The 24,966-nt window shown below is 46.4% G+C and carries 19 protein-coding genes; 7 read left to right on the top strand and 12 right to left on the bottom strand.

The window, feature by feature from the left end:
- Positions 1–12: 12 nt before the first annotated feature.
- Positions 13–1,695, bottom strand: coding sequence for a methylmalonyl-CoA mutase (locus tag Q502_RS08115; RefSeq protein WP_207759733.1), 1,683 nt, complete (start codon positions 1,693–1,695; stop codon positions 13–15).
- A 148-nt stretch (positions 1,696–1,843) separates the two neighbouring features.
- On the opposite strand from Q502_RS08115, the gene Q502_RS08110 reads away from it, so the two are divergent.
- Both Q502_RS08110 and Q502_RS08105 read left to right on the top strand, forming a co-directional pair.
- Positions 1,844–2,842: a M42 family metallopeptidase gene (locus Q502_RS08110; RefSeq protein ID WP_099829188.1), complete on the top strand. Its 999-nt coding sequence runs from the start codon at positions 1,844–1,846 to the stop codon at positions 2,840–2,842.
- Positions 2,842–4,620: a TIGR03960 family B12-binding radical SAM protein gene (locus tag Q502_RS08105; RefSeq protein WP_099829187.1), complete on the top strand. Its 1,779-nt coding sequence runs from the start codon at positions 2,842–2,844 to the stop codon at positions 4,618–4,620. Before Q502_RS08110 ends, Q502_RS08105 begins: the two co-directional genes overlap by 1 nt.
- On the opposite strand, the gene murC is transcribed toward Q502_RS08105, so the two are convergent.
- The 7 genes from murC to Q502_RS08070 are packed head-to-tail and all read right to left on the bottom strand — an operon-like array spanning position 4,598 to position 13,176.
- Positions 4,598–5,941: a UDP-N-acetylmuramate--L-alanine ligase gene (gene murC, locus Q502_RS08100; protein WP_099829186.1), complete on the bottom strand. Its 1,344-nt coding sequence runs from the start codon at positions 5,939–5,941 to the stop codon at positions 4,598–4,600. The genes Q502_RS08105 and murC overlap by 23 nt on opposite strands.
- A complete protein-coding gene (locus Q502_RS08095) occupies positions 5,938–7,008 on the bottom strand; it encodes a glycosyltransferase (protein ID WP_099829185.1) in 1,071 nt (356 codons plus the stop codon). Before Q502_RS08095 ends, murC begins: the two co-directional genes overlap by 4 nt.
- Positions 6,995–8,104 (bottom strand): FtsW/RodA/SpoVE family cell cycle protein, encoded by a 1,110-nt coding sequence (locus Q502_RS08090; RefSeq protein ID WP_099829184.1) that lies wholly within the window; start codon positions 8,102–8,104, stop codon positions 6,995–6,997. The genes Q502_RS08095 and Q502_RS08090 overlap by 14 nt, the downstream gene beginning before the upstream one ends.
- Positions 8,105–8,106: 2 nt before the next feature.
- Entirely contained in the window at positions 8,107–9,438 is a 1,332-nt protein-coding gene (gene murD, locus Q502_RS08085) for a UDP-N-acetylmuramoyl-L-alanine--D-glutamate ligase (protein WP_243392246.1), read from the bottom strand.
- Positions 9,439–10,365, bottom strand: a complete 927-nt coding sequence (locus tag Q502_RS08080) for a phospho-N-acetylmuramoyl-pentapeptide-transferase (RefSeq protein ID WP_099829182.1) — start codon at positions 10,363–10,365, stop codon at positions 9,439–9,441.
- Positions 10,358–11,683, bottom strand: coding sequence for a UDP-N-acetylmuramoyl-tripeptide--D-alanyl-D-alanine ligase (gene murF, locus Q502_RS08075; protein ID WP_099829181.1), 1,326 nt, complete (start codon positions 11,681–11,683; stop codon positions 10,358–10,360). Before murF ends, Q502_RS08080 begins: the two co-directional genes overlap by 8 nt.
- On the bottom strand, positions 11,680–13,176 hold the full coding sequence (locus tag Q502_RS08070; RefSeq protein WP_099829180.1) for a UDP-N-acetylmuramoyl-L-alanyl-D-glutamate--2,6-diaminopimelate ligase: 1,497 nt from the start codon (positions 13,174–13,176) through the stop codon (positions 11,680–11,682). The genes murF and Q502_RS08070 overlap by 4 nt, the downstream gene beginning before the upstream one ends.
- Positions 13,177–13,283: 107 nt before the next feature.
- On the opposite strand from Q502_RS08070, the gene hrcA reads away from it, so the two are divergent.
- The 5 genes from hrcA to tsaB are packed head-to-tail and all read left to right on the top strand — an operon-like array spanning position 13,284 to position 17,634.
- Positions 13,284–14,327, top strand: a complete 1,044-nt coding sequence (gene hrcA / locus Q502_RS08065) for a heat-inducible transcriptional repressor HrcA (RefSeq protein ID WP_099829179.1) — start codon at positions 13,284–13,286, stop codon at positions 14,325–14,327.
- Positions 14,328–14,339: 12 nt separating this feature from the next.
- A complete protein-coding gene (locus Q502_RS08060; RefSeq protein ID WP_099829178.1) occupies positions 14,340–14,957 on the top strand; it encodes a nucleotide exchange factor GrpE in 618 nt (205 codons plus the stop codon).
- A gap of 21 nt (positions 14,958–14,978) precedes the next feature.
- A complete protein-coding gene (dnaJ, locus tag Q502_RS08055; RefSeq protein ID WP_099829177.1) occupies positions 14,979–16,106 on the top strand; it encodes a molecular chaperone DnaJ in 1,128 nt (375 codons plus the stop codon).
- Between the two features lies 1 nt (position 16,107).
- A complete protein-coding gene (locus Q502_RS08050) occupies positions 16,108–16,965 on the top strand; it encodes a YitT family protein (RefSeq protein ID WP_102818838.1) in 858 nt (285 codons plus the stop codon).
- A 9-nt stretch (positions 16,966–16,974) separates the two neighbouring features.
- A complete protein-coding gene (gene tsaB / locus Q502_RS08045; RefSeq protein WP_099829175.1) occupies positions 16,975–17,634 on the top strand; it encodes a tRNA (adenosine(37)-N6)-threonylcarbamoyltransferase complex dimerization subunit type 1 TsaB in 660 nt (219 codons plus the stop codon).
- Here the strand turns inward: tsaB and Q502_RS08040 are convergent.
- The 4 genes from Q502_RS08040 to Q502_RS08025 all read right to left on the bottom strand — a co-directional run bounded on the left by Q502_RS08040 (position 17,631) and on the right by Q502_RS08025 (position 24,871).
- On the bottom strand, positions 17,631–18,815 hold the full coding sequence (locus tag Q502_RS08040) for an alkaline phosphatase family protein (protein WP_099829174.1): 1,185 nt from the start codon (positions 18,813–18,815) through the stop codon (positions 17,631–17,633). The two genes, tsaB and Q502_RS08040, sit on opposite strands and share 4 nt — an antisense overlap.
- A gap of 258 nt (positions 18,816–19,073) precedes the next feature.
- Positions 19,074–21,845, bottom strand: coding sequence for an ABC transporter permease subunit (locus Q502_RS08035; RefSeq protein WP_099829173.1), 2,772 nt, complete (start codon positions 21,843–21,845; stop codon positions 19,074–19,076).
- Positions 21,845–23,587, bottom strand: a complete 1,743-nt coding sequence (locus Q502_RS08030; RefSeq protein ID WP_099829172.1) for an ABC transporter permease subunit — start codon at positions 23,585–23,587, stop codon at positions 21,845–21,847. Before Q502_RS08030 ends, Q502_RS08035 begins: the two co-directional genes overlap by 1 nt.
- 93 nt (positions 23,588–23,680) lie before the next feature.
- Complete coding sequence (locus Q502_RS08025; protein ID WP_099829171.1) at positions 23,681–24,871, bottom strand: maltose ABC transporter substrate-binding protein; 1,191 nt, start codon at positions 24,869–24,871, stop codon at positions 23,681–23,683.
- Positions 24,872–24,966 lie beyond the last annotated feature (95 nt).

Below are 24,966 nucleotides of genomic sequence, written 5' to 3'. Positions count from 1 at the left end.
GTTCACCTCTCTCTAAAGAATCACGGCTTCGGTGTATTCACCGAAGATTTCTCTAAGAGCGTTTGCGATTTCTCCCAGAGTTGCATATGCCCTTACCGCATCGATTATTATGGGCATGAGGTTATCGCTTCCCTGAGCTGCTTTCTTGAGTTTCTCAAGATGGTTCCGGACTTCGCCGCCATCCCGCTTCTTTCTCAGCTCCTCGAGTTTCTTTCTTTGCAGGTCTTCTATAGCCGGGTCAAGTCTCAAGATGTCTCTCTCTTGTTCCTCATCGGCGGCAAATTCATTAAGGCCTACAACTATGTGATCCTTGTTTTCGATCGCAACCTGGTATCTGTAGGCGCTGTCGAGGATTTCCTTCTGCACAAAGCCCGTTCTGATGGCCTCGACCATTCCTCCCAGATCGTCGATCTTCTGAATGTAGTCAAGAGCCTTCTCTTCCATTGTGTTTGTAAGCTCTTCAATGAAGTAAGCGCCACCCAATGGATCGACTGTGTCCGTAACACCTGTTTCAGAGGCAATTATTTGCTGTGTTCTCAAGGCGATAGTCACTGAATCCTCCGTTGGAAGGCCAAGAGCTTCATCATAAGAGTTCGTATGAAGCGACTGTGTTCCTCCAAGAACAGCAGCCAGAGCTTGAAATGCGACCCTTACTATGTTATTCATTGGTTGCTGCGCCGTAAGCGTCGAACCACCGGTCTGAGTATGGAATCTCAGCATCATTGCCTTTTCATCAGTCACGCCGAACCTCTCTTTCATTATCTTAGCCCACAGTCTTCTTGCGGCTCTGAACTTGGCTATCTCTTCGAGGAAACCATTGTGGGAGTTGAAGAAGAATGAGAGTCTCTTCCCGAAAACGTTGGGGTCAAGGCCGGCCTCTCTTGCTGCCTGAACGTATGCTATTCCGTCAGCAAGAGTGAAAGCGATCTCCTGAACGGAATTTGCTCCGGCCTCTCTTATGTGGTACCCGCTGATGCTTATTGTGTTGAAATCTGGGAGGTTCTTGGAGCAGTACTCAAAGATATCTGTAATAAGTCTCATAGATGAATCGGGCGGGAAAATATAAGTTCCTCTTGCTATGTACTCCTTCAGAATGTCGTTCTGGATCGTGCCGGTAAGCTTCGAGGCTTCGACACCCTGTTTTTCGCCCACGGCTATGTACATCGCAAGGAGAATCGCAGCGGTGGAGTTTATTGTCATGGATGTGCTGACCTTTTCGAGGGGGATTCCATCAAACAGCGTCTCCATATCCTCCAGCGAATCTATCGCAACTCCAACCCTTCCAACCTCTCCTTCGGACATCGGATCATCCGAGTCGTAGCCGATTTGGGTGGGGAGGTCGAAGGCAACGGAAAGCCCTGTCTGCCCCTGAGATAGGAGGTATCTGTACCTTCTGTTGGATTCTTCGGCAGTCCCGAACCCTGCATACTGTCTCATGGTCCATAGACGGCCCCGATACATCGTCGGCTGAACTCCCCGGGTGAAAGGATATTGACCTGGAAAACCAACCTTCTCTTCGTATTCTTCCTTCTCAGGTGGTGTGTACAGAATCTCAACCTTCTGATCGAAGGAAGTCTTGAACTCCTTCTTCCTTTCGGGGAATTTCTTGAGAAGAGGCATCACTTTCTTCTTCTGCCACTCGTCTTTGAGTTTCTGAAGTCTCTCGCAATTGCTCACAAAATCTCCTCCATTCATGAAGTCTGTATATGATGATTTGAAGATAGATCAATTATCGTTTGCAGTCAAACTCTACCATTTACGATTATAACCGTCCTGAACGTCTTTGTGAGTCGAACTTCCTATACTCACGGCCTTAGGCTATAATTGGTGAGGAGGTGGCTTCATGAATTTAGATAGATTGACGGACGTTGTCTTTGTTCCCGGCATGACCGGACGAGAAGAGATGATTCGAGCCAAGATAATCGAGATGATTCCCGAAGGTGTGGAGGCTTCGATCGACGATCTCGGGAACGTAATTGTTGAGGTCGGCAGCGGGGATACGATTATCGCTTTCGCCGCCCACATGGATGAGATAGGCCTGCTTGTGACCGGCGTTAATGAAGATGGGACTCTCAACTTCAAGAAGATCGGTGGGATAGCAGACGAACTTCTCGTCGGCAGACACCTGGACGTGATAACATCTTCAGGTGAGTCGATAGATGGTGTAATCGGGATGACACCTCCGCATCTTCGGGAGAAGCCAGACCTTTCCTGGCAGAGTCTCGTGATAGATGTGGGAACCTCATCAAAAGAGGAAACCGAGAGTCTAGGAATAGAAGTACTCGACTATGCCGTTTTCAGAAAACAGATCTCTATTCTCAACGACAAGTACGTATCCGTAAGGTCTTTGGACGATAGATCCGGTTGCCTTGCTCTCCTCGATCTGTTAGATATGCTTTCTGAGGTTAACCTAAATAGAAGGATAGTGCTTGCCTGGACTGTTCAGGAAGAGATTGGGTTGATTGGATCTAGAGCCCTTTCAGAACGCTTGAGGCCCAACCTATTCTTTCCCGTTGATTCCTTTGCCTGCTGCTCAAGACTTACGGGTAATGTAAGACCGGGGAACGGAGCCGTACTCAGGATGTCTGACACCTCCTCTCTGGGAGATTACGGTCTCGGAAAGCGTTTGATGGAATTTGCGAAGGAGAGGGAGATACCTCTCCAGGTCGGGGTAACCGGAGGCGGCACCGATGGGATTCCCTTCCAGCAGAAGGGAATCAAAATGGTTCCCCTGGCGCTTGCCGTTAGGTACTTACATTCAGAGACGGAGTACATTTCGATCGAGGATTACGACAATCTACTGAGATTGATGTTTCTTCTTTCCACAGAGCTCACAGTCTGATGATCGGTTCTGAGTCTATCAGGAAGTGGCTCGTTTCCTCAGGAGTCCTCCACAGAGTCGGAAAACCGAGCCGCTATATCGGCAAGGAACTCAATCGCGTAGTGAAGAATCCCGAAGGACGGCTGAGAATCCTTCTTGCTTTTCCAGATACATACGAAGTTGGAATGTCTCACTTGGGACTTAAGATATTATATAAGGAGCTCAACGAAATCGAGGGTTTTCTTGCGGAGAGAACTTACCTTCCATGGAAAGACATGATCGGCCAGATGAGGAGCGCAGGAGTCCCTCTGTACTCTCTAGAGACTTATACTCCGGCTTCAGATTTCGATATACTCGGTCTGACTCTTCAATATGAACTCGGATACACTAACGTCCTCGCTCTTCTAGATCTTGCAGGTATTCCCGTTCTTCAGAAAGAGAGAACGATCGAGCCGATAGTACTTGGAGGCGGACCGTGTTCGACAAACCCCGAGCCAATGGCAGACTACTTCGATGCCTTTGTTATTGGAGACGGAGAGGCCGTAACTCCGGTTGTCTGCAAGGCAGTGAAGGAAAATATCGACTTGCTTATATCGGGGAGAAGGGGAGAGCTCCTCAGAATTCTGTCTGAGATTGAGGGGGTCTATGTTCCCTCGCTGGGGAAGAAAGAGGTAGTCAAGGCCGTGATTTCCGACCTATCCAGCTATGAGATTGACGGCAAGCCCATCGTCCCTTATATGAAAACTGTACACGACAGGGCTGTTATGGAGGTAATGCGAGGCTGTAATCGGGGCTGTAGATTCTGCCAGGCAGGTATGATCTATAGACCTGTCAGAGAGCGAGCTGTAGAGGAACTCAAAAAATCTGTGGAGAGAGTCCTGGGAGCTACGGGTTATGAAGAAGTTTCCTTTCTCTCGTTGTCCACTATGGATCACTCCTCGATCGATGTTCTGACAGAAGAGGTTCTTCCTTTGCTCGAACCCGAGAGAGTTGCACTTTCCTTGCCCAGCACCAGGATAGACTCCTTTGGAGTTGAGATAGCTTCAAAGATTGCTTCGATAAGGAAAACGGGTTTGACTTTCGCCCCCGAAGCCGGTTCTCAAAGACTTAGAAACGTGATTAACAAGAACGTTTCGGAAGACGATCTTATGTCTGCAGTGAAGGCGGCAAGAGACAGCGGCTGGCAGAGAGTGAAGCTGTATTTCATGATAGGGCTTCCCACAGAAACAGATGAAGATTTGCAGGAGATTGTTAGGCTCGCGAGACGTGTTAAAGCGGTCGGTTTCAGAGAGGTCTCAGTTTCTGCGGCTATCTTTATTCCAAAGCCACATACTCCGTTCCAGTTCTCTGAACAGATAAACAGAGAGGAAGCAGAGAGAAAACTTCGTATTCTCAGAAGGGTTTCCGGAAGAGGAATCCAGTTCAGCAGCCATGATCCTTCGAGCAGTACGGTCGAGGGAGTTCTAAGCAGAGGAGACAGAAAGGTCGGTGAAGCAGTATTTAGGGCTTACAGATCGGGAGCGATCTTCGATGAATGGAATGAAGAGTTCGATGCCTCATTGTGGCAGCAGGCCTTTGCAGATGCTGGAATAGATGTTGAAAGTTATATGAAAGGATTCACCCTTGAAGAGGATCTTCCCTGGGAACACATTTCAGTTGGTATTTCGAAGCAGTTTCTCATTGATGAATTCGAGAAAGCACTGAGAGGAGAAACTACAGACGATTGCAGATGGGAAGGTTGTACCGGCTGTGCAGTTTGCCAAACCCTAAACGTCGCTAATGTGCTTCACAGAGTTTGAGGGCGCTCATTTTTGATGCCTCTGTGATGTCGCCCGCTCCAAGGAAGAGTATTACTGCGTCTCTCTTCTTTTCTAGCCATTCGAGTATCTCGGTGTAGTTTACCGCATGGACCGCCGGAACTCCGTAGCTGCTGAGACCCTTCAGAACTTCGGTCTCATCTATCGCATACTCCCCCTTCTCATAAGCTTCGTAGAGCTTGTAAACACAGACTTCACTGGCATCCTTGAGTGACATTGCGAAACGACCGTTTTCTCTGACCAGTCTGGAGTATCTATGAGGTTGGAAGACGACGATAACGTTCTTCCCGGGGAAGAATTCTCGAGCACCTCTAATTGTGCTGCTTATTTCATCTGGAGTATGTGCGTAGTCGTCAAAGAAAAAAAGGTTCCTGAAATCATCGAGACCTCTGAATGTGAACCTTCTGTCGACAGATCTGTAAGACTCTATAGAGCTTCGGATCGACTCAATTGGGACTCCCATTTCATGAGTTAGGGCAACGGCTGCTGTGGCGTTGTAAGCGTTGTACTCGCCCGGGATCATCAGTTTGAAAATGCCGAGATCTGTATCGCCTTTCCAGCATCTGAAAGTCTGATTCATTATTCCTGTTGTCCTATCCGAAAAGCGATAATGCCCTCTGTCTCTCCCGAAAGTGAGACTTCCCTTGAATATCCTTTCGGAGACGGGGTCATCGGCATTTGTCACGAGTAACTTACAGACACCTCTGGAGAAGTATCTGAAGTGGCTTTTGAGATTGTCAAATGAATTATCATAGTGTTCGAGATGGTCGCCCCGAACGTTGGTGATAATCGCATAGTCCGGCTTGAAGGAAGCAAAGAAGCCATCGCTTTCGTCTAGCTCAGTAACTGTAATACCATTTCCTTTTCTGTAGTTCCCATCGTTCAAGAGAGGGTTGATTCCCCCCAAAAAGACGGTGGGGTCCCTTCCCGAGTCGACAAGTATTTTGGATACCATAGCGGTAGTGGTAGTCTTCCCGTCGGTTCCCGTTACGCAGAGAGAGGTGTTTCTTGAAAGAAGGCTTTTAAGCAGTTCCATTCGATATATCGTTGGAATACTCTTCGAAATCGCCTTGACCAGTTCGGGATTGCCCTGTTTTATAGCCGTTGTTCTTACAACGATATCAGGACTTTCAAGGTTTTCATAGGAATGACCAATGAAAACACTCACGCCCTTCGACCGAAGGTAATCTACTCTTTCATTCTCTTCATAGTTCGATCCGTTAACCTGGTCACCCTCAGATGCTAAGTGCATTGCCAGAGCGCTCATGCCAATTCCGCCAATGCCAATAAAGTGATATTTCAAATCGATTCCTCCCGGAGTATATTATCCAACACAATCTCAACTGGTCTTCTTGGAGGTTTGTAACTGATTTCCTTTTGCAACATTTCGTCTATTGCAATGCTCAAAGCTGCGGAGGTCAATTTCTCTTCCAGTATAACATAACCCAGTCCAACTCTTTCCAGAGAGAGCGCGTTATGAAATTGGTGATTTTCAGATGCGCCGGGCCACGGAATAATTATACCCTTTCTTCCGAAATACTGTAGCTCTGCGATAGTGGTTGCCCCACCTCTTGACACGACAAGATCCGCACAGGCTATTACATCTGTAAGGTTCTCTATATAAGCGTAAGGACGTACAAATGGAAATCTTCGTAGTGATAGGGCCGTCTCATCGTTACCTGTCGAGTGAACAAAGGACAATTCCTTCTTTCTCTCTCTCATTTCACAGTAAAGCTCCTCAAATACCTTGTTTATGGTCTCTGATCCAAGACTTCCACCTAATACGACAATGAGTGGACTTTTCTCTGAAAGACTGAATTTCTTGAAGACTTCGCTTCTCGAGGCTCTTGCTTCCCTTACCGGGTTTCCCGAAGACACGATCTTCTCTTGGGGAATATCAAGAGCCTCCCTGCTTTCCTCAAAAGAGATGAAGAAAAGCCTTGCGTACTTGGCGAGCCTCTTGTTTGCGATTCCGACTACGGAGTTTTGTTCGTGAATGAAAACCGGTATCTCAAGTTGATGAGCGGCCTTCACAACTGGGTAGGATACATAGCCTCCCGTTGAGAAAAGAAAATCGGGAGAGAATTCGCTCAGCTGCCTCTTCACGTAGCGTTCAGTATTGAAGTGCGAGAAAAGTATTCCGGCATTTGCCGGATTGTAGAGTGGCCTTCTCAGGCCTGTCAGCCTAAGAGGTACTCTCTTAGCCCCGGGGAAGTCTTGTTCGACGTTCCTGTCGTCGATCTTTCCTGAGACTGTGAAATACAGCAGATCGAGCTCTCTAGATTTGCTAAGCTCATGCAAAATGGCAACGGCGGGATAGTAGTGGCCGCCGGTGCCTCCCCCGCAGAAAGCTACCCTAAGCTTCTTCATCTTCTCTTTCCCTTTCTTCGTTAGACTCTATTAGTATAGAGAAGACAAGACCGTATCCTATCATCAGAGACATCATCGAGGAACCGCCCGCGCTAACGAATGGAAGCGTGACACCTGTTGGAGGAAAGAGTCCAAGATTGACTGCAATATTGATTGTAGCCTGAATCATCACGTATAGTGCAAACCCAACTATGTAAAGCTTCCCCTCGAGAGCAGTGGAGCCCTTCAGGCCAGCAACTATTAATTCCCTTATGAACCCCACATATGCGAACATCAGCAAGAGAAGACCTAACAGGCCAAGTTCCTCTCCAATGACGGCGAATATGAAGTCGGAGTAGCTAACCGGCAGGTAATACTTGACAAGCCCCATTCCCAACCCTTTTCCGGTGAGGCCCCCGGATGAAATCGCCATCAGCGAATATGAGACCTGCTCATGTTCCTCACCGGTAATCGAAGTAAGGAAAGAGGTTATTCTTTGAATCTGATAATCCTCTATAAACCCTCCGCTGTACAGAACAAGCACCAGTATAACCACAAAGAGCAACGCAAGCGCAATGTAGCGCAGCTTTATTCCTCCGATTATCATCATAACAAGAGTGATCGCAACCAGTATCCCAGTTGTGGAGAGGTCGGGTTCTATAAACACGAGCATAGCGATTGGCGCGAGGATTCCCAGCGGAATCAAGAACGTCGTCACCAAGTTCCTTTTCTTCAACCCTCCGAAATATCTAGCTAGAACTATCAGCAGGGAGATCTTCGAAAATTCCGAAATTTGGAGCGAGAAACTTCCGATATCTATCCACCTGTTTGAGCCGCCCCTATCGGGAAAGAAGAGAACTGCGACAAGCAGTAAAAGTGTAAGCGGGTAATAAACCGTGAAGGCCCTCTTAAAATGCCAGGAGCCTTTCATGTAGATGATTATCAGCGCGCCGGCCAGACCTATTGCAAAAGCTATCAACTGCGTCTCAAGGAACTCCGAAGCAGTCACTCCCGGATGTCTTGCCTCCATACTTATTCCGGCACTGTAAATGAACACAAATCCAAAGATAATAAAGACGCTACTATACAGTGCCAGTAACAGATACGTTCTCTTCATGACTACTCCAATGCGCTGACTATCTCTCTGAAATGATTTCCTCTTTCTCCATAGTTCTTGTAAAGATCAAAGCTTGAACCGGCCGGACTCAGCACTACGCTATCGCCTGAGAGTGCTAACCTTCTGCAAATACCAACTGCTTCTGCCATGTTTCCTGCAATGCATAACGGTATTCCTCTCATTTGAAGTTTAGCAGATAATATCTTCATTGAGTTTCCCAGCATAACCACGTGCTTAAGTTGACCAAGCTGTTCGATCAACTCGATGTATGTCTCATCCTTCTCCTGACCCCCGAGAATCAGAATTGTTTTCGATAGTTCGAAATTCCTCAGAGCGGCACTGACTGCGTGGGCGTTGGTCGCCTTCGAATCGTCGTAGTACTTGACTCCTTCAAACTCTCTTACCAGCTGAAGTCTATGGGAGAGAAATGAATAGCTTCTCAGCTCTTCAAAAACATCTTCTGCAGACAGCCCAATGAGTCGTGAGATCATGAGAACTACAAGAGAATTTTCATAGTTGTGTAGTCCGGTGAACGGAAGGGATGAAGTCTCAAACGGCACTCCCGCTACCATTAAATGTTCCCTGTCGAAGCAGTTGTCTGCTTCGCAGGAAGTAGAGAAAGGCATGAGCTTGCAGTTGGCAAGATTCTCCTTTTGACTGTCTGCTACAGCCTTCGGCAGTAGAGTGAAACCCTCAGTCATTCTTGCAATTCTCAACTTCGACTTGAAGTAATCGTCAATGCTCCTGTGATAGTCTAGATGGTCCTCTCCTAGGTTTATTATAGCGGACAGGTGGAACCGTATTTTTTCCTCTGCAAACCATCTTAGCTGAAAGGAGCTAACCTCCAGAATATAGTAATCAAAGTCGTCTTTCACTCCTGCAAGAGGGTTTCCGAGGTTCCCGCCCTGAAAGACCTTCTTATTCTTTCCGGAGATAATGTGATTCAGCATCGTTACGGTTGTCGACTTTCCATTTGTTCCGGTTACGCCAATGACCGTCCCTCTTGGTTTTGACCACAGTCGGTCAAGGGAGATTTCGAGTTCTGTAGTGAAGAGCTTTCCAGAGTCAATTATCCTTTTGCCGACATCGGAAAAGGGCGATATACCGGGTGAAACCACGAAAGCATCGCAGCTGAACAACCTTTCCGTATGTCCGCCTTCTTCATACTCCACTAGATTCTCTTTCAGTATTCTCTTTCCTTCATCCCCAATATTACCGTTGTCGGAGACGAACAAAGAGAAAGGATCTTTATCTTCTACTAACCTTCTCAGGAGCGTCTGATTTGAGACGCCAAATCCCACAAGACCGATTCTTCCTTCAAGCAAACTATTCACCTACCATGAGAGCAGACCGAAGACTGCACCAATAAAAGCGATCAATGAAAACCTGAAAGCGATTTTGCTTTCCTTCCAATTGAGCAGTTCGAAGTGATGATGTATTGGAGACATCCTGAACACTCTCTTCCCGAAGACTTTGAATGAAAACACCTGAATAATCACGCTAAACATCTCTACGAGGAACATCATACCGAAAAAGAGAAGGAAGCCTTCCCGTCCGTCCAATGCGAACATCACGGCTATCATTGCTCCGAGAGAAATCGACCCTGTGTCGCCCATAAAAACCGTGGCGGGAAACCAGTTGTGCCACAGAAATCCTGCCAGTGCACCGCAAATCGGTGCGATTATCCCATTCTGCCAAACTGGAAGAAGCATCATTGGAGCCAGCGAGAATATGTACATAGAACCTGCCAGCCCGTCTACCCCGTCAGCAAGGTTAACTGCATTGCTCATTCCGGCAATTACCACGGTCGATATTGGATAGTAGGCAAGGCCAAAATCTATCTCTCCTAAAAGTGGAAACGCCATGTGAGTATGTGGATTGATAACCTGAATGACCAAGACCATGGCTGATGCAAAAGCCAATTGAAGCAACAACTTCTTCTTGCCACTCAAACCGGATGCGTTCTTCTTAACGATCTTAGAGACATCGTCTACGAGACCTATCAGGCCAAATAAAACGCCCGTAAGAACAACCAGCAAAACCTCTATCCTAAAGGCAAATATGACGGAAATTGCAAGAGCAATAGGAAGAAAGACAATTCCGGCGGCTGTTGGTGTTCCCGTTTTATAATTATGGAGGTCCGGTCCTTCTTCTCGAATGTACTGGCCTATTTTCTTCTTCCTTTGAAATCTCTTGAAAGGCTCAATGACAATAGCTGCCAGCAGAAATGCCAGGAGAAAGGAAAGGGCTTCCCTATGCATTTCTCATCATCTCGACAAACGCTTTGTGCACTCTTTCCAGGGCTACTGCCCTTGAAGCCTTGAGAAAAACCAGGTCCCCTTTTCTTACGTTCTCGAATAGCCATTCGGCTAACTGTTCAACACTGTCAGTAATTAGCGAGGGTTCTACATACTTCGATGCAGCCTCAATCGCTTTGTCATGATTGAAAAGAATCGTAATATCGAACTTCCCCAGCAATCTGCCAAGCTTTTCATGAGTATTAGCTTCTTCTTCGCCCTGCTCCAGTATAGAGCCCGCTACAGCGATTTTTCGGGAGTAACTGAGCTTCTCAATAGAGACAATTGCCGACTCCCAAGATTCGAGGCTGCTGTTGTAGAAATCGCTGATCAGAGTTATTCCATGAAGGTGTTCGACGCTGAAACGATCTCTGAATGGAGACTTGTAATCGCTCAGGAAGATTGAAGGTTCTTCGAGGCCTTCAAAGTTAGCCACAAGGTAAGCGGCCCCCAGATCCATCAACTGTCCAAGACTCCAGATACCTTTAAGTCGGACGAATCTATCGCCTTCGCAGTCGAAATGAAGCAAAGTCTCGCCACTGCCGTAAGAGAAGTCTACTATGGAAAAGTCTGCGTCATTCCTTCCAAAGAGACGAGTTTCAACAGGCATATCGGCGGCGAATTTCCTCAATCTTTCGTCGGTTCCGCCCAAAACAGCTCTGGAGAGCTTTCCTGATTCGAAGATTGACAACTTCTCTTCAAGCAGTTCATCGATTCCTCCAAAGTTTCCAACGTGTGCCGTGCCGACATTTAGAAGAACGCAAAGATTGGGTTCAACAAGATCCACAAGTCTTCTTATGTCTCCTTTGGCATTGGTACCTAGTTCAAAAACCCCATATTTAGCCGATAGCAGCTCCCTCCTGTTTTCGAGTAAGGAGAGAGGCAAGCCTATCTCTGTGTTGAGATTGCCGGCCGTTTTGAAGGTCTTTCCAAGCTGTGAAAGAAGAAAGGCTGTGATTTCCTTCGTCGTGGTCTTTCCGTTGGAGCCGGTTATGGCTATTCTGCTCTTGAGGTGCGAGCGCGATATGACTTCCTTAGCCGCTTCCATAAGAAGCTCAACCGTATCATGAACCGTAATCACTCTAGGATCCGCGCACGGTCTGTTCGAAAAAACGCGAGTCGCGCCAGCAGATAATGCGTCTTCAACGAAATCATTTCCATCGGCTATATCTCCCTTTATTGCGACGAAGACGTCTCCGGCAGACACCTTTCTGGAATCGAGAGCAATTCGACTATCTTCCGAGTAACTCAAGAGTTCTTCAATTACCGATGTTGGAATCACTTCTTGATGTGCCTCCGAAACTTACTTTCTAGAATATCTTTTACGACCTGTTTGTCGTTGAAGGGGATCTTCCTGTCACGCAGAAGCTGGAAGTCTTCGTGACCACGTCCTGCTATCAAGACCATATCCTGGCGGTTTGCTAGGGTGAGAGCAACCGATATAGCTTCCCGTCTATCGGGAATGACGAGATAAGGTTTGAACTTGTCTACTCCGCTCTCGAGATCGCTAAGAATCTCGGTGGGATCATCGAGTTTCGGATCGTCAGAAGTGAGTATAACCACATCGCTGAACTTCGAAGATACTTCTGCCATCAGCGGTCGCTTCCCCTTATCGGCCGACCCGCCGGCACCAAATACCAGGATTAGTCTTCCGGGAGTCAGTCTTCTCGCTGTCTTAAGAAGCTTCTCAAGAGCATCTGGCGTATGGGCAAAGTCTATTACCACATCGAAGCCATATTTGGTAGCCTCCTCAACAAACTCGAATCGCCCCGGTACCCCTCCAAAGGAAGAAATGGCTTTAGCGATGTGGTCGAGGTCGTAATTCAGTGAGTTTAGAGTTGCTACTGCTGCTGCAATATTGTAAGCATTATGTTCGCCGATCAATCTCGAATATATTCTATGGGAAGAACCGTATGGAGTCTGTATGGTGAAGTCCATCCCCGTCCTCGATATATCGAGATTCTCGATTCTGTAATCTGATTCATCGCCAAATCCGTAGGTTGTTATCCTGTTTCTGGCTATATGGATATCTGCAATGTTTATCTTGTCTCCATTTACAATGGCGATTCCATTAGTCTTCAACAACGAGAACAGTCTCATCTTTGATCTATAGTAATCATCGAAAGTCGGGTGGAAATCTAGATGATCTCTCGTAACATTGCTGATTATCCCGACATCGAAACGCATACCTTCGACCCTGTTCATCGAAAGAGAGTGTGATGAGACCTCCATAATGAAGTATTCACTCTTCTTCTCCGCCGACAGTTGGAGAAGCTTAGCAAGTTCTATAGGTCCCGGAGTGGTGTTCTTTGGATTTGAGTAAATGCTCTCGCCAACCACATTTCTAACGGTGCCAATTAAAGATGCCTTTCTCTCAAAGGAAGAGAGAACGTGATAGATGAGAGTTGTAATTGTTGTTTTCCCGTTTGTGCCAGTTACACCGATAGTAGTGAGTTTTCTGTAAGGATGGCTGTGCTCCTCCATGGTAAGTAGTGCTTCAACAAGACGAGAACTCTTCACGTAAACAATCGGAACGACGACTTCTTCGTCTTCAATCGGCAGCTCCGCTATCAGAGCGACTGCGCCCCTTCTCTGAAGCTCCCTCACAACCAGGTGTGAATCAAAGCTCGAACCCTTAATGCATACAAAGAGGTTTCTCTCTCTAAGAACACGTGAGTCACTCTCGATATGATCAAATTCCGGATCTGTATTGCCGGGATTCACAACCTGAAGAACACTGTTACCGAGGAGTTCTATGACCTGAGATAACCTCATTGATCACACCCCTTTCGCTCTTAAAGATTGTATCACCGGTCTCTGAAGTTGACAACAGAGGCGGCATATGGTAACATTTATTAGCAGTCTATGGGAGGGAGTGCTAGGTGTCAAGAAAACGTACAGGTGGTCCAGAATTGAATCCAAGGCAGATAAGAGTGCTTTATTGTATTTCGAGAGAATACATAGCCTCTGGAAGACCTGTGAGTTCAAAGCAGGTTCTGGAGCACTCTAACCTCAAGTATAGTTCTGCGACCGTAAGAAACGACATGCGAAAGCTGGAGTTTTTAGGTTATATCTATCAACCTCATACTTCAGCAGGCAGGATTTTGACCGACAAGGGCTTAAGGTTCTATTTCGATTCAGTTAAAACGATCACCGAGGATCTTCAAGAAAGCAATGTAGCAATTGCAATAAGACAGACCAGCACTGTGGGTGATGTTGAGCATCTTCTTCAGGGTATGACCAGAATTCTGGCACGTGCTGTATCGGGTTTTGTGGTCATTGAGAAGCCGAAGTTTGACAGACTGCTGGTGAACAGCGTTTCGATCTCGAAGATAACCGATGGTTATCTTAATGTATCCATTGTAACCGATCTTGGAGTCAGTCTAAATACGACAGTCTTCCTTGGAGCTAGTGAATTCGATATAGACAGCTTCCAGAAGTACGTGAACATGGCAGTCGTAGGAAAGACAATCGGGGAAATAAGAAAGGGAATAAGGGACGTTGAACTGAGGTACGATCAGTGGCATGATAGGAGATTGCAAGACATAATAAATTTTCTTCAGAGTATCTTTGATAAGGAGAACGAAGAGAAGTACTACAAATATGGCCTGGAGTTCATAATTTCAAACGATCTTCTGGACTCTGCCGACATTTCCGGACTCGTAAGATCGGTTGAGAATCCGAGGAATCTTGAGATATTGCTTAACTCCTTTGGCGATATTTATGATCAAAGAGTTTTCATAGGTGAGGAAGTTGGCAGAGAGGAGCTCAGAAACTTTGCCGTATTTGTATCTCCCTATTCCAGAAACGATGAGAAGATTGGTAGTGTATTCGTTATCTCGCCTAAGCTGACTTACTATGAGAAGGTAAACGCCTATCTCGACTTCTCAATTAACAGATTATCAGAGGTTTTTTCGAATAGATAGGAGGAGTGAACTATGTTGGAGGACAAGAACACCAAGAATCTCGAGGATCTAGAGAAAAAGGGTGGCTCGATTGAAGAAGAGAATGAACCAAATGTGTCCGAAGAAGTAAAAGAGGAAGAAACTAAGTTGGAAGACGTACAAAAACAAGAAAAGGAGCTTGAAATAGATGAAGTGGAGAGTCTTAAGAATGAAATAAGGGTTCTCAAAGATGAAAACTCCAGGCTGAGATCGGAATTCATCAACTATAGAAATGCTCTTATTCGTGAGTCGGAGGAGGATGCAAAAAGATACAAAGAGAGGATGATCCTTAGAATCATCGAAATCTATGAAAATCTTGGTCGCGCTCTGCGAAACTCAGAAGATTCTAGGAAAGGGTTCATTTCTGGTGTCAGGCTTATTCATAAATCGATTGAAAAGCTCATGTTCGACGAAGGGCTATCCCTGATAATCCCCGAGGTGGGCAGGCCCTTTGATCCTTTCACTCATGAAGTTGAAGAGACGATTACTTCAAACGATGTTCCCGATATGGCGATTCATGATGTCGTCGAACATGGATACTATCTTAACGGCAAGGTTCTCAAACCTGCAAGAGTCGTTGTTGCCATAAACAACTCTTCCGAGTCTGAATAAGAGCATTCGGTGGTGATTTAGATGGCTCAATCAAGAAAAGACTATTATGAGATTCTAGGAGTCTCACGAAATGCGTCTGATGAAGATATAAGGAAGGCTTACAGAAGACTCGTCAAGGAATGGCATCCTGATGCATACAAAGGTGCAGACAAGAAGGATGCCGAAGCGAAATTCAAAGAGATTCAGGAGGCCTATGAGGTCTTGTCCGACAAAGAAAAGCGTGCGATGTTCGACCGTTTCGGATATGTGGGAGATCCTTCTTCCTATAGCCGTGGCTCTGGAAGAACTCCTGGAAGCGCTGGAGGAAGCTTCGACGATATGTTCGGCGATTTTCAGGATGTCTTCGATGTCTTCTTTGGAGGAAGCAGGTCAGGTACGAGTTCCAGATCCCAGAGTCCAAGAGCGGTTAGGGGAGAGGACATTCATGCTTCGGTTGCCATAGATTTGAAAGACGTAATACTTGGGAAGAAAGTGATACTTGAGTATGACAGAAATAAGGTCTGTCACAAGTGTAAAGGAACGGGAGCCGAAGACGGCACGAGTTTCAGGACATGTCCTACCTGCAATGGAAGCGGTTATGTGAAAGAGGAGCATAGATCATTCTTTGGGATGTTCAGCAACACTCATGCCTGCAATACCTGCAACGGAACGGGAAGGATAATCGATAAGCGCTGCGGTCAGTGCAGCGGCAGAGGCTACGTGAAGGAGAGACACCAGGTGAGCGTTACGATTCCTGCAGGAGTTGAGAATGGAGCAACTCTTAGAATTGGCGGTCACGGGAATTCAGGGCAGAATGGAGGTGCGTACGGAGACCTTTACGTAAGTGTAAGAGTCGAAATGCCTTCGGAGTTCAGACGTAGTGGAAACGATCTGTATATTACCAAGGAGATAGACTATGTTGAAGGTGCACTAGGCACCACGGTTGAGATACCCCTTCCCGAAGGAGGTACGGAGACCCTTAAGATCCCGGCGGGAACTAGTCCAAACACGGTATTCAGGATGAAAAACCTTGGTGTTCCAAGTGTTTCCGGCAATAGGCGTGGAGATCTTCTCGTAACGGTGAGGGTGAATATTAACAAGCCTTCAAGCAAAGAGAGGAAGCTCCTACAGCAAATCGCAAAACTGAAAAACTCAAGGGTCGTAGAGTGAAGTGAATAGGAAGGTATTCGTTGACTACTTCCTGATTACGGTCGGTTCAATACTGACTGCTGTTTCAATTGTTTCGTTTTTGATTCCGAACAACATTATCGCCGGCGGCGTCAGCGGGCTTGCAATAATTATCTACAGGGTCTTCGGTTTCTGGGTGGGAGCTCAGATGTTTGTGTACAACATTGCTCTCTTTCTTCTTGCATTCGTGATTCTGGGAGTAGGTTTTGGAATAAAGTCGATCTACTCGGCGGTACTTATGTCCATAACGGTTGATCTTCTTCAGAAGCTGGACTTCCCGGTTTTCGATGCTTCTTCTACACAAGACGGGTTTCTGCTGGTGGCAATCTACGGTGGCGTTATTGCTGGTGCTGGCATGGGCTTGGTGTTGTGGCGCGGAGCTTCCACTGGAGGAACAGATATACTTGCTATGATCTTCTCAAAGTATCTGAATTTCAGCACAGGAACGGGTCTGTTAATAAGCGATTCACTAATCACAATGCTCGCCATTGTCGTATTCGGACCTATCGCAGCAATGTACGGAATAATAACGATTTTCACTACAAGCAAGACAATAGATGGGATAATCGAGGGTATCGGCAACACAAGAACGGCTTTCATTATTAGCGTGGAAAGTGATTCAATAAAGAAGAGAATTATTGAGGAAATGGAGCGTGGCACGACGATGATTAAGGCGACGGGCGGCTTTTCCGGAGAAGACAGACCTGTTTTGATGGTATCAATAAGAAGAAGAGAGATAGGGCAGTTAAGGCATATAGTGAAGGCCACAGACAAACGGGCTTTTGTGATAATTGTGAACAATGCCGAGGTCTTCGGTGAAGGCTTCAAGAATCTCAGCTGAGGAGATGCGATGAAGTATATATGTTTCGACACTTCTTCTAAAACTCTTCTTCTCTCGGCCTGTAATGGCAGGGGAGAGATGGAGATAAAGGCTCGAGAAATCGACAAATTCGGTTCTTTGTTAGCCGTAATGGTAGAGCAGATGATAGAGAATCTCAAGATTGAGGTCCCGAAACTCGACTTCATCGGGGTCGGTGTTGGTCCCGGTTCCCTTACGGGTTTGAGAGTAGGCATTGCAACAGCCAAAGGTATCGCCTTTCCGTATGATATCCGCGTAGTTCCTTTTAACTCTCTTGATATACTGGCAAGCTCGATCGGTGATGAGAGATTCATTCTCCTGAGACGCGGAAGAGAGGGGCACTATTACTGGAGAGAATACAGAGAGAGAGTGCCAGTCAGAGAAACTGAGTTCAGTAGTACCGCCGAGTTAGTCTCCGCGATCGACTTGTCAGGGACGAAACTCTTTTTTGACGGTGAAATAGAACAGGCCTTCGAAAGATTTGATTGCAGTGAAGTGAGACATCAGGACCCCTCAGCGATGAGAGAAATCGCAGTTGAGAAGTTTGCTGCAGGAGAGTTCATAGGTTATTCTGACCTTAAACCGATATACTTGCAGAAGTCAATCGCTGAAATAAACTGGGAGAATAGAAAGACTGAAAAAAGCCACTAATCCCTTCTCAGAAGTATTAGAGGGACGTTCATTTCCTCCTTTGTCAAACCTCCGTGCCTTCCTTTGAGCGAGTGTTCCTGACCTGTGTATTTGAAACACAATGATGAGTCGTCCTTGGATACGGTAATGAGCTCACCTATCCTCTTCCTGAAAGAATTGCTCAGAGGCCTGCCGAAGAGCTTTATTTCATCAAGACGGGATGGCTCTATGATCTCAATAGAATCTCCAAAAAGCTCTTCCATCTTCTTTCTTGTTTTTTCTTTATCGAGAGAATATATGTAGGACATGCGCTGTTCACCTCCCGGCATGGAGTACATCTCATCGAAGATATCGTCGAACTTTGACCACCAGATCTCTTGCTCCCAAGGGGTTTCGATTTGACCGTGATCGGCAGTGATGAAGAATGCGGTGTTTCTCTCAGTCGTCTCATCGAAGAACCCTTCGATCGCCGAGATAAGAGCTGCGGTTTCCGAAGTGAAAGATAAGGAGTTTGGACCGTACTTGTGACCGTAAGTATCGATAAGACCCCAGTAGACAACCGTCAGACTTTCGGATTCATCCGCAGCAAGGATGGTATTGAGTTCCTCGAACATATCTCCCAATCCATGAACACCCCTGGCTATGCCTCCGCGGGAATGCATTCTCGTCAGTCCTGTGTTCACGAAACTCTTGGATGTGAGATGATAACCTTTTACGCCAGCTTCCTTCAGAGATTCGAAGATAGTTGGATTTTGATTGTACTTAAGAGGGTCAAAGCCCAATCTGGTGAGATTGTCTCTATCCTGAGTGTAGGGAGTCAACTCGATCATATTCACTAGTCCGCCGTACTCTGGAATATTGAGAAGATACCCGAGTACTCCGTGCTCTCCAGGCGTTGTGGCCGTGAACAACGAAGTGAGAGCACTGGAAGTGGTTGAAGGGAAGACAGAAGTCAGACTTCTTACATCTTCGACAGAGAAGTGTTTGAAACTGCTTTTCTCAAGGACCTTCATCAAGTTATAATAGCCAACAGCATCGATTATGAATACCACTAGCTTATCTATTCCATCGATGCTAATTCCGTGTTCTGAGAAGCAATACTCCTTCACCCCTGAAGGTATCTCAGCATCGAAGTGCTTCAGAATGGCAGCTGATAGGTTTACTATTGAACCTGTGTCGTAATTGGGATAAATGAACTCCATCTGCAACACCTTCCATCTGGACAATCTTGAGTGCGACAGATTCCTATCTTACTAGTATCTACACTCTAACAGAGTGAGAAAAAACTTTACTGAATCCTTTCTCTTCAATTATATATGACATAGGTCTTTCCGCTCCCAACATTCACTGTTCGAAATACTCACGACCTTCAAAATTCAGGGGCCCGATCCCGGTTGCTTAGGGACGGGCTCCTGAAAATTAACTGGCTCTCATCACAAATCGGACGAGTTTAGGGTAAGTTACTCTTTCACTCCTCCCTGTGTCAAACCCCCAACGATGTAGTCCTGTAACACGAGGAAGAATATGACCATCGGAACTGCTCCAATCAACGCTGCGGCAGTGAATGGGCCCCAGCTCGTTTCGAATCTTCCCGAGAACTGCCAAAGGCCAACTGCGTATGTCCATTTGTTCATGTCCTGAAGAATTATCCTTGCAATCAGATACTCGTTGAAGATGTTCATAAACGTCAGAATAGCCACAACAGCCAGAATCGGTCTGGCAAGCGGTAAAATCACCTTTAAAAAGGCCTGGAATTTCGTTGCCCCGTCGATCATTGCTGCCTCTTCGAGAGAGTTAGAGATTGTATCGTAATAGCCTTTGATCAGCCAGATGTTGAAGGCAATTCCTCCTGAATAAGCAAATATCAGGCCTCCAAGCGTGTTTAGTCCCAGGAATGGAATTAAACTTCCAATGAACTGCAGCAAAGCGTAGAGAGCCACCATGAACATTATTGTAGGGAACATCTGAATAAGGAGGAGGCCAAGCAAACCTTGCTTCCTTCCACGGAATCTCATTCTGCTGAAAGGATACGCAGCTAGAGCTGCAACGGCAACGCTGATAAGCGACACAGAAAGTGCTACGATTATTGAATTAAGAAGCCACCTGACGAAATAGAAATAAGTACTCTCTTTTTGTGCCCAGATCTGATTTGTTCTGAATAAGGCTCTGTCTATCTCCTTCAATATGCCATCATATGGAGATGAATAGGTTGTGGGCTTCTCGATTAGATCGGATATTAACCTAGATGCACGTTGGTACTTAGCGTTAACCTGCTGAAAGAGAGAATTGTAAGTCTCCTGCATCTTTCCGAAGTCATCTAGGGTTACCGAAGTCCCAAGGAATCTCAGATCGATGTAGTAGTTTACCTTGGATGCAAGTTCATCCTTCATCGATCTCATAGTAGAGATTAGCTGATTCAGCAGAGCCGTCCCTTCCTTTGCCTCCAAATCAGCCCGAATGAAATCATCGTACCACAGAAGGGTCCTGTAACGGGTTGATGCTCTTATGTTGAAGTAGTTGTTCAGCACACCGGACAGCTTCGATACATAATTTCTGGCGCCTTCCAGCGAGGTTATTTCCTCCTCCACAAACAGCATCGCAGCTTGTATACTAATCGCTTCAAGGACTTTTGCATGCTCTCTTTCTGCTCTCTCAGCTTCTTCTTGAAGTTCAGAGATCCTGTTCTCGAGGTCTTCCATGCTTTTCTTCAGGGATTCCAGTTCCGTCGTGAGAGCGATCGTTCTCTCCGATACCTCAATATACTCTGCAACACTCATCTCAAGAACAGGCAATACCCTCGACAAGTTTGACAGGGCTATGTCTATTACGTCTGCTCCCTTTAAGACTTCTGAGTTTGCAGATGCGCTTACGAGAGCTTCGCCATTGCCTAAGAACCAGGCCATCTTATCCGAGAGATCGGAAAGACTTGTGCTCAGCCCACGGACGTTCTGCATACTTGATAGCTGCCGCTGGAGAAGATCTATGGTCTCCTTTGCTGAATCGATTCTCTCGAGTGATGACCTGACTTTTGCCTCCGTCACAGCCGTACTATTACCTGCGCCTTTAGTGATTATCATTTGCAGCGGTGGAACGACGGCAGAGAGTTTTCTAGTTTCAGACACGACGGTCGGCAATGCGACTTCAAAAGAGTCTTCTAGTTCGCCTAATGCCGAATTTGAGACGACTAGAGCCTTTTCGGTAGACTCGAGGTTCTTTTTTATTGCTTCCAACTTTTCATTTGCGGCCAGGTACTCATAGTAGTCGGTTCCAAAGGCCGTCTCCGCCAGGAAAGATAGTTCTTCAGAAAGGGCTGCACTGGAAGCAGCTGCCGCTTCCCATGCGTTACCGGCAGATCTGAAGGAATCATATAGGCCTGTCCTGATCCGGTTGAGCTCGGAGGCTTGATCTTCGGGCATCGAAGATTCGACCTCCCTTAGATATCTGTTAATAACTTGAAGCCACTCAACTCTTCGCCATTCAGAGTAGTCAATGCCAGAGAGAGATATGTAATCTTCAACAGAATTCAGTGATTCCACCACTTCTTTCTTGTTCTCAAATTCAAGGGTTTCTATTGCTAGCAGCGTCTCGTCGCGATGACGGAATACCTCTTCGTACAGGTTTCTGTAAGCTTCGAGAGACTCGATGACTTGTGATGACCTTTCGCCAAGCAATCCGATGTAGAAGGGATAGGTTCCTTCAAGAGAAGGTGAGGCGGTTTGAAGAATTTCTCCTACCGCGTAGGCCGTCTTCAGTTCGTCTAGTCCACCTATCTCTTTGAGTCTCTCTTCGAAGAGGACCTTGTCTTTGAGTCTCAGCTCATTCATTTCCTTGATTATCATGCTCTCCATTTCTACCAGATTGCTTTCAATTGCAGCGGTACCGCCTTCGACTGCCCTAACCATTTCTTCGCTCTCATCCATAAGAGAATCGAATTTAGTGAGGAACTTCTCAACAGTATTCTTCAGATCCTCCTGGCTTTTCCCTCTGTAGTCTCCTGTGGCGTATGTTGCACTCTGGAGATCAAGAACAAGCCTTCCTACGCTTCTTTCCGGGAAAAGAAGGTTCCTGTAGTGTTGAAGAGTTACTCTGGTTGAAAAGAGCCTTGACGAGAAAGCTGCCTGGTCACGTCTTATTGAAGTGGTTATCAACCAAACCATGGGAAAGAGAACCACAACGACAACAGCTATCAAGATTATGTGTCTTAACCAGTATTTTCTTCTCTCAACGGCCATTATCTGCTCACCTCTTCAAAGGAACCGGACAATTTAAAGTTTATCCAGCTGAAGCCGGCGACGATTATGAATATGATAATTGAAATGGCACTGGCAAAGCCAAAGTCCTGACCTCTCCCTTCAAACGCCAGCTTAAAAGTGTATGAGATCAAGATATCAGTTGCCCCAGCGGGTGTCGAAGCTCCAGGAATTGCGGGTCCACCTTGGGTCACCAGATAAATGCCGGTGAAGTTGTTGAAGTTGAAGGCAAAGCTGCCGACAAGCAAAGGTGCAACAGTAACCATTAACAGGGGGAAGGTAATCATTCTGAATCTCTGGAGTCTCGTTGCACCATCGATCGATGAGGCCTCATAAAACTCTTCGGGAATACTCTGTAAAGCACCGAGGCTTACTGTCATCATGTACGGGAAGCCCAACCATGTATTGACAATCAAGACTGAAACTTTGGCCCAAAAGGCATCGTTCAGCCACTTTATTGGTTCAAGCCCAAAGAGTCCCTGAACAATGAACCTGTTCAGAACTCCATAGGTTTCGTTGAAGAAGCCATTTCTCCATACAAGAGCAGAGATAAAGGCAGGTACGGCCCAGGGAATGATGAGCAGTGTTCTGTAAATCTTCTTTCCCTTAAGTCTCCGATCATTCAGTGTGATTGCCAGCGCCAGGCCAATTACGAATGAGAAGAGAACGCTAAGTCCGGCCCAGGTAAACGTCCAGCCGAATACCTGAAAAAACGGGTCCCTTATCTTCGGATCCTGGAACATCCTAACGAAGTTCCAAAAACCAACGTCAGATATGTAGCCCTCAACTATGAACTCGTTTCCATTTGCGTCGATATCATAGAAAAAGCCACCCTCCTCGATCAAGGTCCTTCCCGTCTGCCTGTTATAGACAACGGTCTCCTGAATGGCTCTTCCGGCGGAGAATGAAGTCTCAGTCCTTAACGCATACTTCCTTTCAGTGGTGGCAAAGGTTGTGTAAAGAGAGTTTGGGAATAGTCTTATCTGATTACCCTCCGAGTCTGTAAATTCGGCATTTCGGAGCCACACTCCTCTTATTTCGCTGAAGTAGAAGGGAGCGTTCGGCCTGGTGGAGGTGTCTTGGGGAGAATAAAAGTATATATACCTTGCACCGGCATCAGATAGGATAGCCAGGATTCGGTCATCCGGAGAGCGTGAAAGAGTGTAGTTCACCCCGCCGATAACGAAACTGTCCGATTTTATCTCGAACATCTTGGCGGTGGCCAGTGTGATGTTCCCCGATGCATCTCTGCTTACAACCTGAGGCCTAAGAGTGGCATACATCTCTCCATCCGTCTTCGACTTCAGAAGAGTTATGAATCTGTCTGTGGGGCTATAGTTGTCGAGCTCGATAAAGATGGAAAACTCGAATTCCTCGGGGTTTTCCGGGATGTAGAAGTAATCGCTGAGGAGCTTTTGAATTGACTGCTGCCTTGTGAATAGATGCCCGGTTCCGTAATTAGTGAAGGCAGTTCTGAAAGTGTAGTACATTGGATATAGCGTGAGAATGAAAAGCAATATCATTGCGGGAATCATATATCTGTACGGGTAACCCTTTGGATTCAACGCAATTATATCAATTAGCAGAGTCAGGATGACCATTGTTACCATCAAGCCGAAATTCCCATCGGCAAATAACAGATATATGCTCCATAGAGAAAAGGCATTGAATATTGCGAGGATAGCCAGGGAAAAGAGAAAGATTACAAATCGTCTTCCACTCAAGGTAATCCCTCCGGACAGTTAAACCAGAGCGCGGGAGTCTCCCGCGCTCAGTCTAACAAGATTTAGATATGTGGATAAGTCAAGAGAGAACAATCATTTTCCAATTGTAGTCTTGATCTTCTCTACTGCAGAATTGAAAGCGTTCTCCACTGTATCCTGACCGTTGATAATAAGGCCAAGTGCATCGCCCATTGCTCCCCATACGCTCGCCATTTCCGGAACGTTTGGCATTGGTGTTCCTACTGAAGCGCTCTTGGAGAACTGTAAAACATCATACAGCTCTGGACCGGCGTCCGCTTCAATAAATGCAAACACGTCGGCTCTTGCCGTACCTCTTCTCTCTCCGAGGAACATTCCGTACTGGCCTTCGAAGCTTCCGATGTAGTTCACCACGAATTCAGTGGCTTCAAGCTTGTTCGGAGACTTTGAGTTTATCATGAAGCCCTGTACTCCGACGAATGGTCTCGGAGTTGTACCGTCGTCGAATGTGATTTCGCTGAAAGGAAGAATCGCGTAGTCGATACCCGCATCGCGGTAACTTGGGGTTGCCCATATGCCGTTAATAATGAATGCGGCCAGTCCGTCTTTGAACAAAGAGTCCATCAGGTTGTAATTTGGACCGCCAGGAATTAGGCCTTTGTCGAACCAAGATTTGATGAGGTTTCCGCCTGCAATCGCACCCTCGTTGTTCAGGCCTATGTCGGTTACATCAAGACCCGCAGCAGTCTCCTTGAAGATATAGCCGCCTCTTCCCAGTATGAAAGGTGCGGAGTGATAGAAATCCCCAACTGCGTAGATCAGGCCCACGACTTCATCATCTGCAGCCTCGAAAGCAAGTTCTTCAAGCTCTGAGATTGTTTTCGGTGCTTTGAATACGAGATCCTTGTTGTAGATGATTGCAATCGCCTCAACAGTATAGGGGACACCGTAGAGGTTTCCGCCGTAGCTGAAGGCATCTAGAGTGACATCGTAGTACTGATCGGCTTCGGGAAGAAATGGAATCGGTTCGATAAGGCCATTGATAGCGAGTTCACCAACCCAGTCATGTGCGCCTACTATGATGTCGGGGCCCTCGCCTGCGGGAGCTGCGGTAAGGAACTTGGACTTTATGTCGCCAAAGTTCACCTGCTGAATCTCCACTTGAATTCCGTAGTCACTTTCGAAATCTGCCGCCAACTTCTCAAGTGCAGGGATCTGGTTCTCAGAGGACCAAATCACCAACTTTGCGCTTGCAAAAGATAAGACTAGAAGTAGCACTAAAAGAACAGCTGCGAGTTTTCTCATCTTCTGAACCCTCCTTTGATAGAATTGGGATACACCCTAAACAAATTGTATCAGAAAGTTCCGGTTAATTAAAGAAGTGTTAATGCAGAGATTGA

It is taken from the genome of Mesotoga sp. Brook.08.YT.4.2.5.2. (assembly GCF_003351125.1).
In the GTDB taxonomy this organism is placed as follows: domain Bacteria; phylum Thermotogota; class Thermotogae; order Petrotogales; family Kosmotogaceae; genus Mesotoga.
Note: the sequence above shows the minus strand (reverse complement) of the source record. Positions and strands in the feature narration are given on the sequence as shown.

Excerpts from the sequence above, each read along its gene's own strand:
- Q502_RS08115 (WP_207759733.1), bottom strand. The coding sequence starts at position 1,695 with ATGAATGGAGGAGATTTTGTGAGCAATTGCGAGAGACTTCAGAAACTC.
- Q502_RS08110 (WP_099829188.1), top strand. The coding sequence starts at position 1,844 with ATGAATTTAGATAGATTGACGGACGTTGTCTTTGTTCCCGGCATGACC.
- Q502_RS08105 (WP_099829187.1), top strand. The coding sequence starts at position 2,842 with ATGATCGGTTCTGAGTCTATCAGGAAGTGGCTCGTTTCCTCAGGAGTC.
- Q502_RS08095 (WP_099829185.1), bottom strand. The coding sequence starts at position 7,008 with ATGAAGAAGCTTAGGGTAGCTTTCTGCGGGGGAGGCACCGGCGGCCAC.
- Q502_RS08090 (WP_099829184.1), bottom strand. The coding sequence starts at position 8,104 with ATGAAGAGAACGTATCTGTTACTGGCACTGTATAGTAGCGTCTTTATT.
- Q502_RS08080 (WP_099829182.1), bottom strand. The coding sequence starts at position 10,365 with ATGCATAGGGAAGCCCTTTCCTTTCTCCTGGCATTTCTGCTGGCAGCT.
- Q502_RS08070 (WP_099829180.1), bottom strand. The coding sequence starts at position 13,176 with ATGAGGTTATCTCAGGTCATAGAACTCCTCGGTAACAGTGTTCTTCAG.
- Q502_RS08060 (WP_099829178.1), top strand. The coding sequence starts at position 14,340 with ATGTTGGAGGACAAGAACACCAAGAATCTCGAGGATCTAGAGAAAAAG.
- dnaJ (WP_099829177.1), top strand. The coding sequence starts at position 14,979 with ATGGCTCAATCAAGAAAAGACTATTATGAGATTCTAGGAGTCTCACGA.
- tsaB (WP_099829175.1), top strand. The coding sequence starts at position 16,975 with ATGAAGTATATATGTTTCGACACTTCTTCTAAAACTCTTCTTCTCTCG.
- Q502_RS08040 (WP_099829174.1), bottom strand. The coding sequence starts at position 18,815 with ATGGAGTTCATTTATCCCAATTACGACACAGGTTCAATAGTAAACCTA.
- Q502_RS08035 (WP_099829173.1), bottom strand. The coding sequence starts at position 21,845 with ATGGCCGTTGAGAGAAGAAAATACTGGTTAAGACACATAATCTTGATA.
- Q502_RS08025 (WP_099829171.1), bottom strand. The coding sequence starts at position 24,871 with ATGAGAAAACTCGCAGCTGTTCTTTTAGTGCTACTTCTAGTCTTATCT.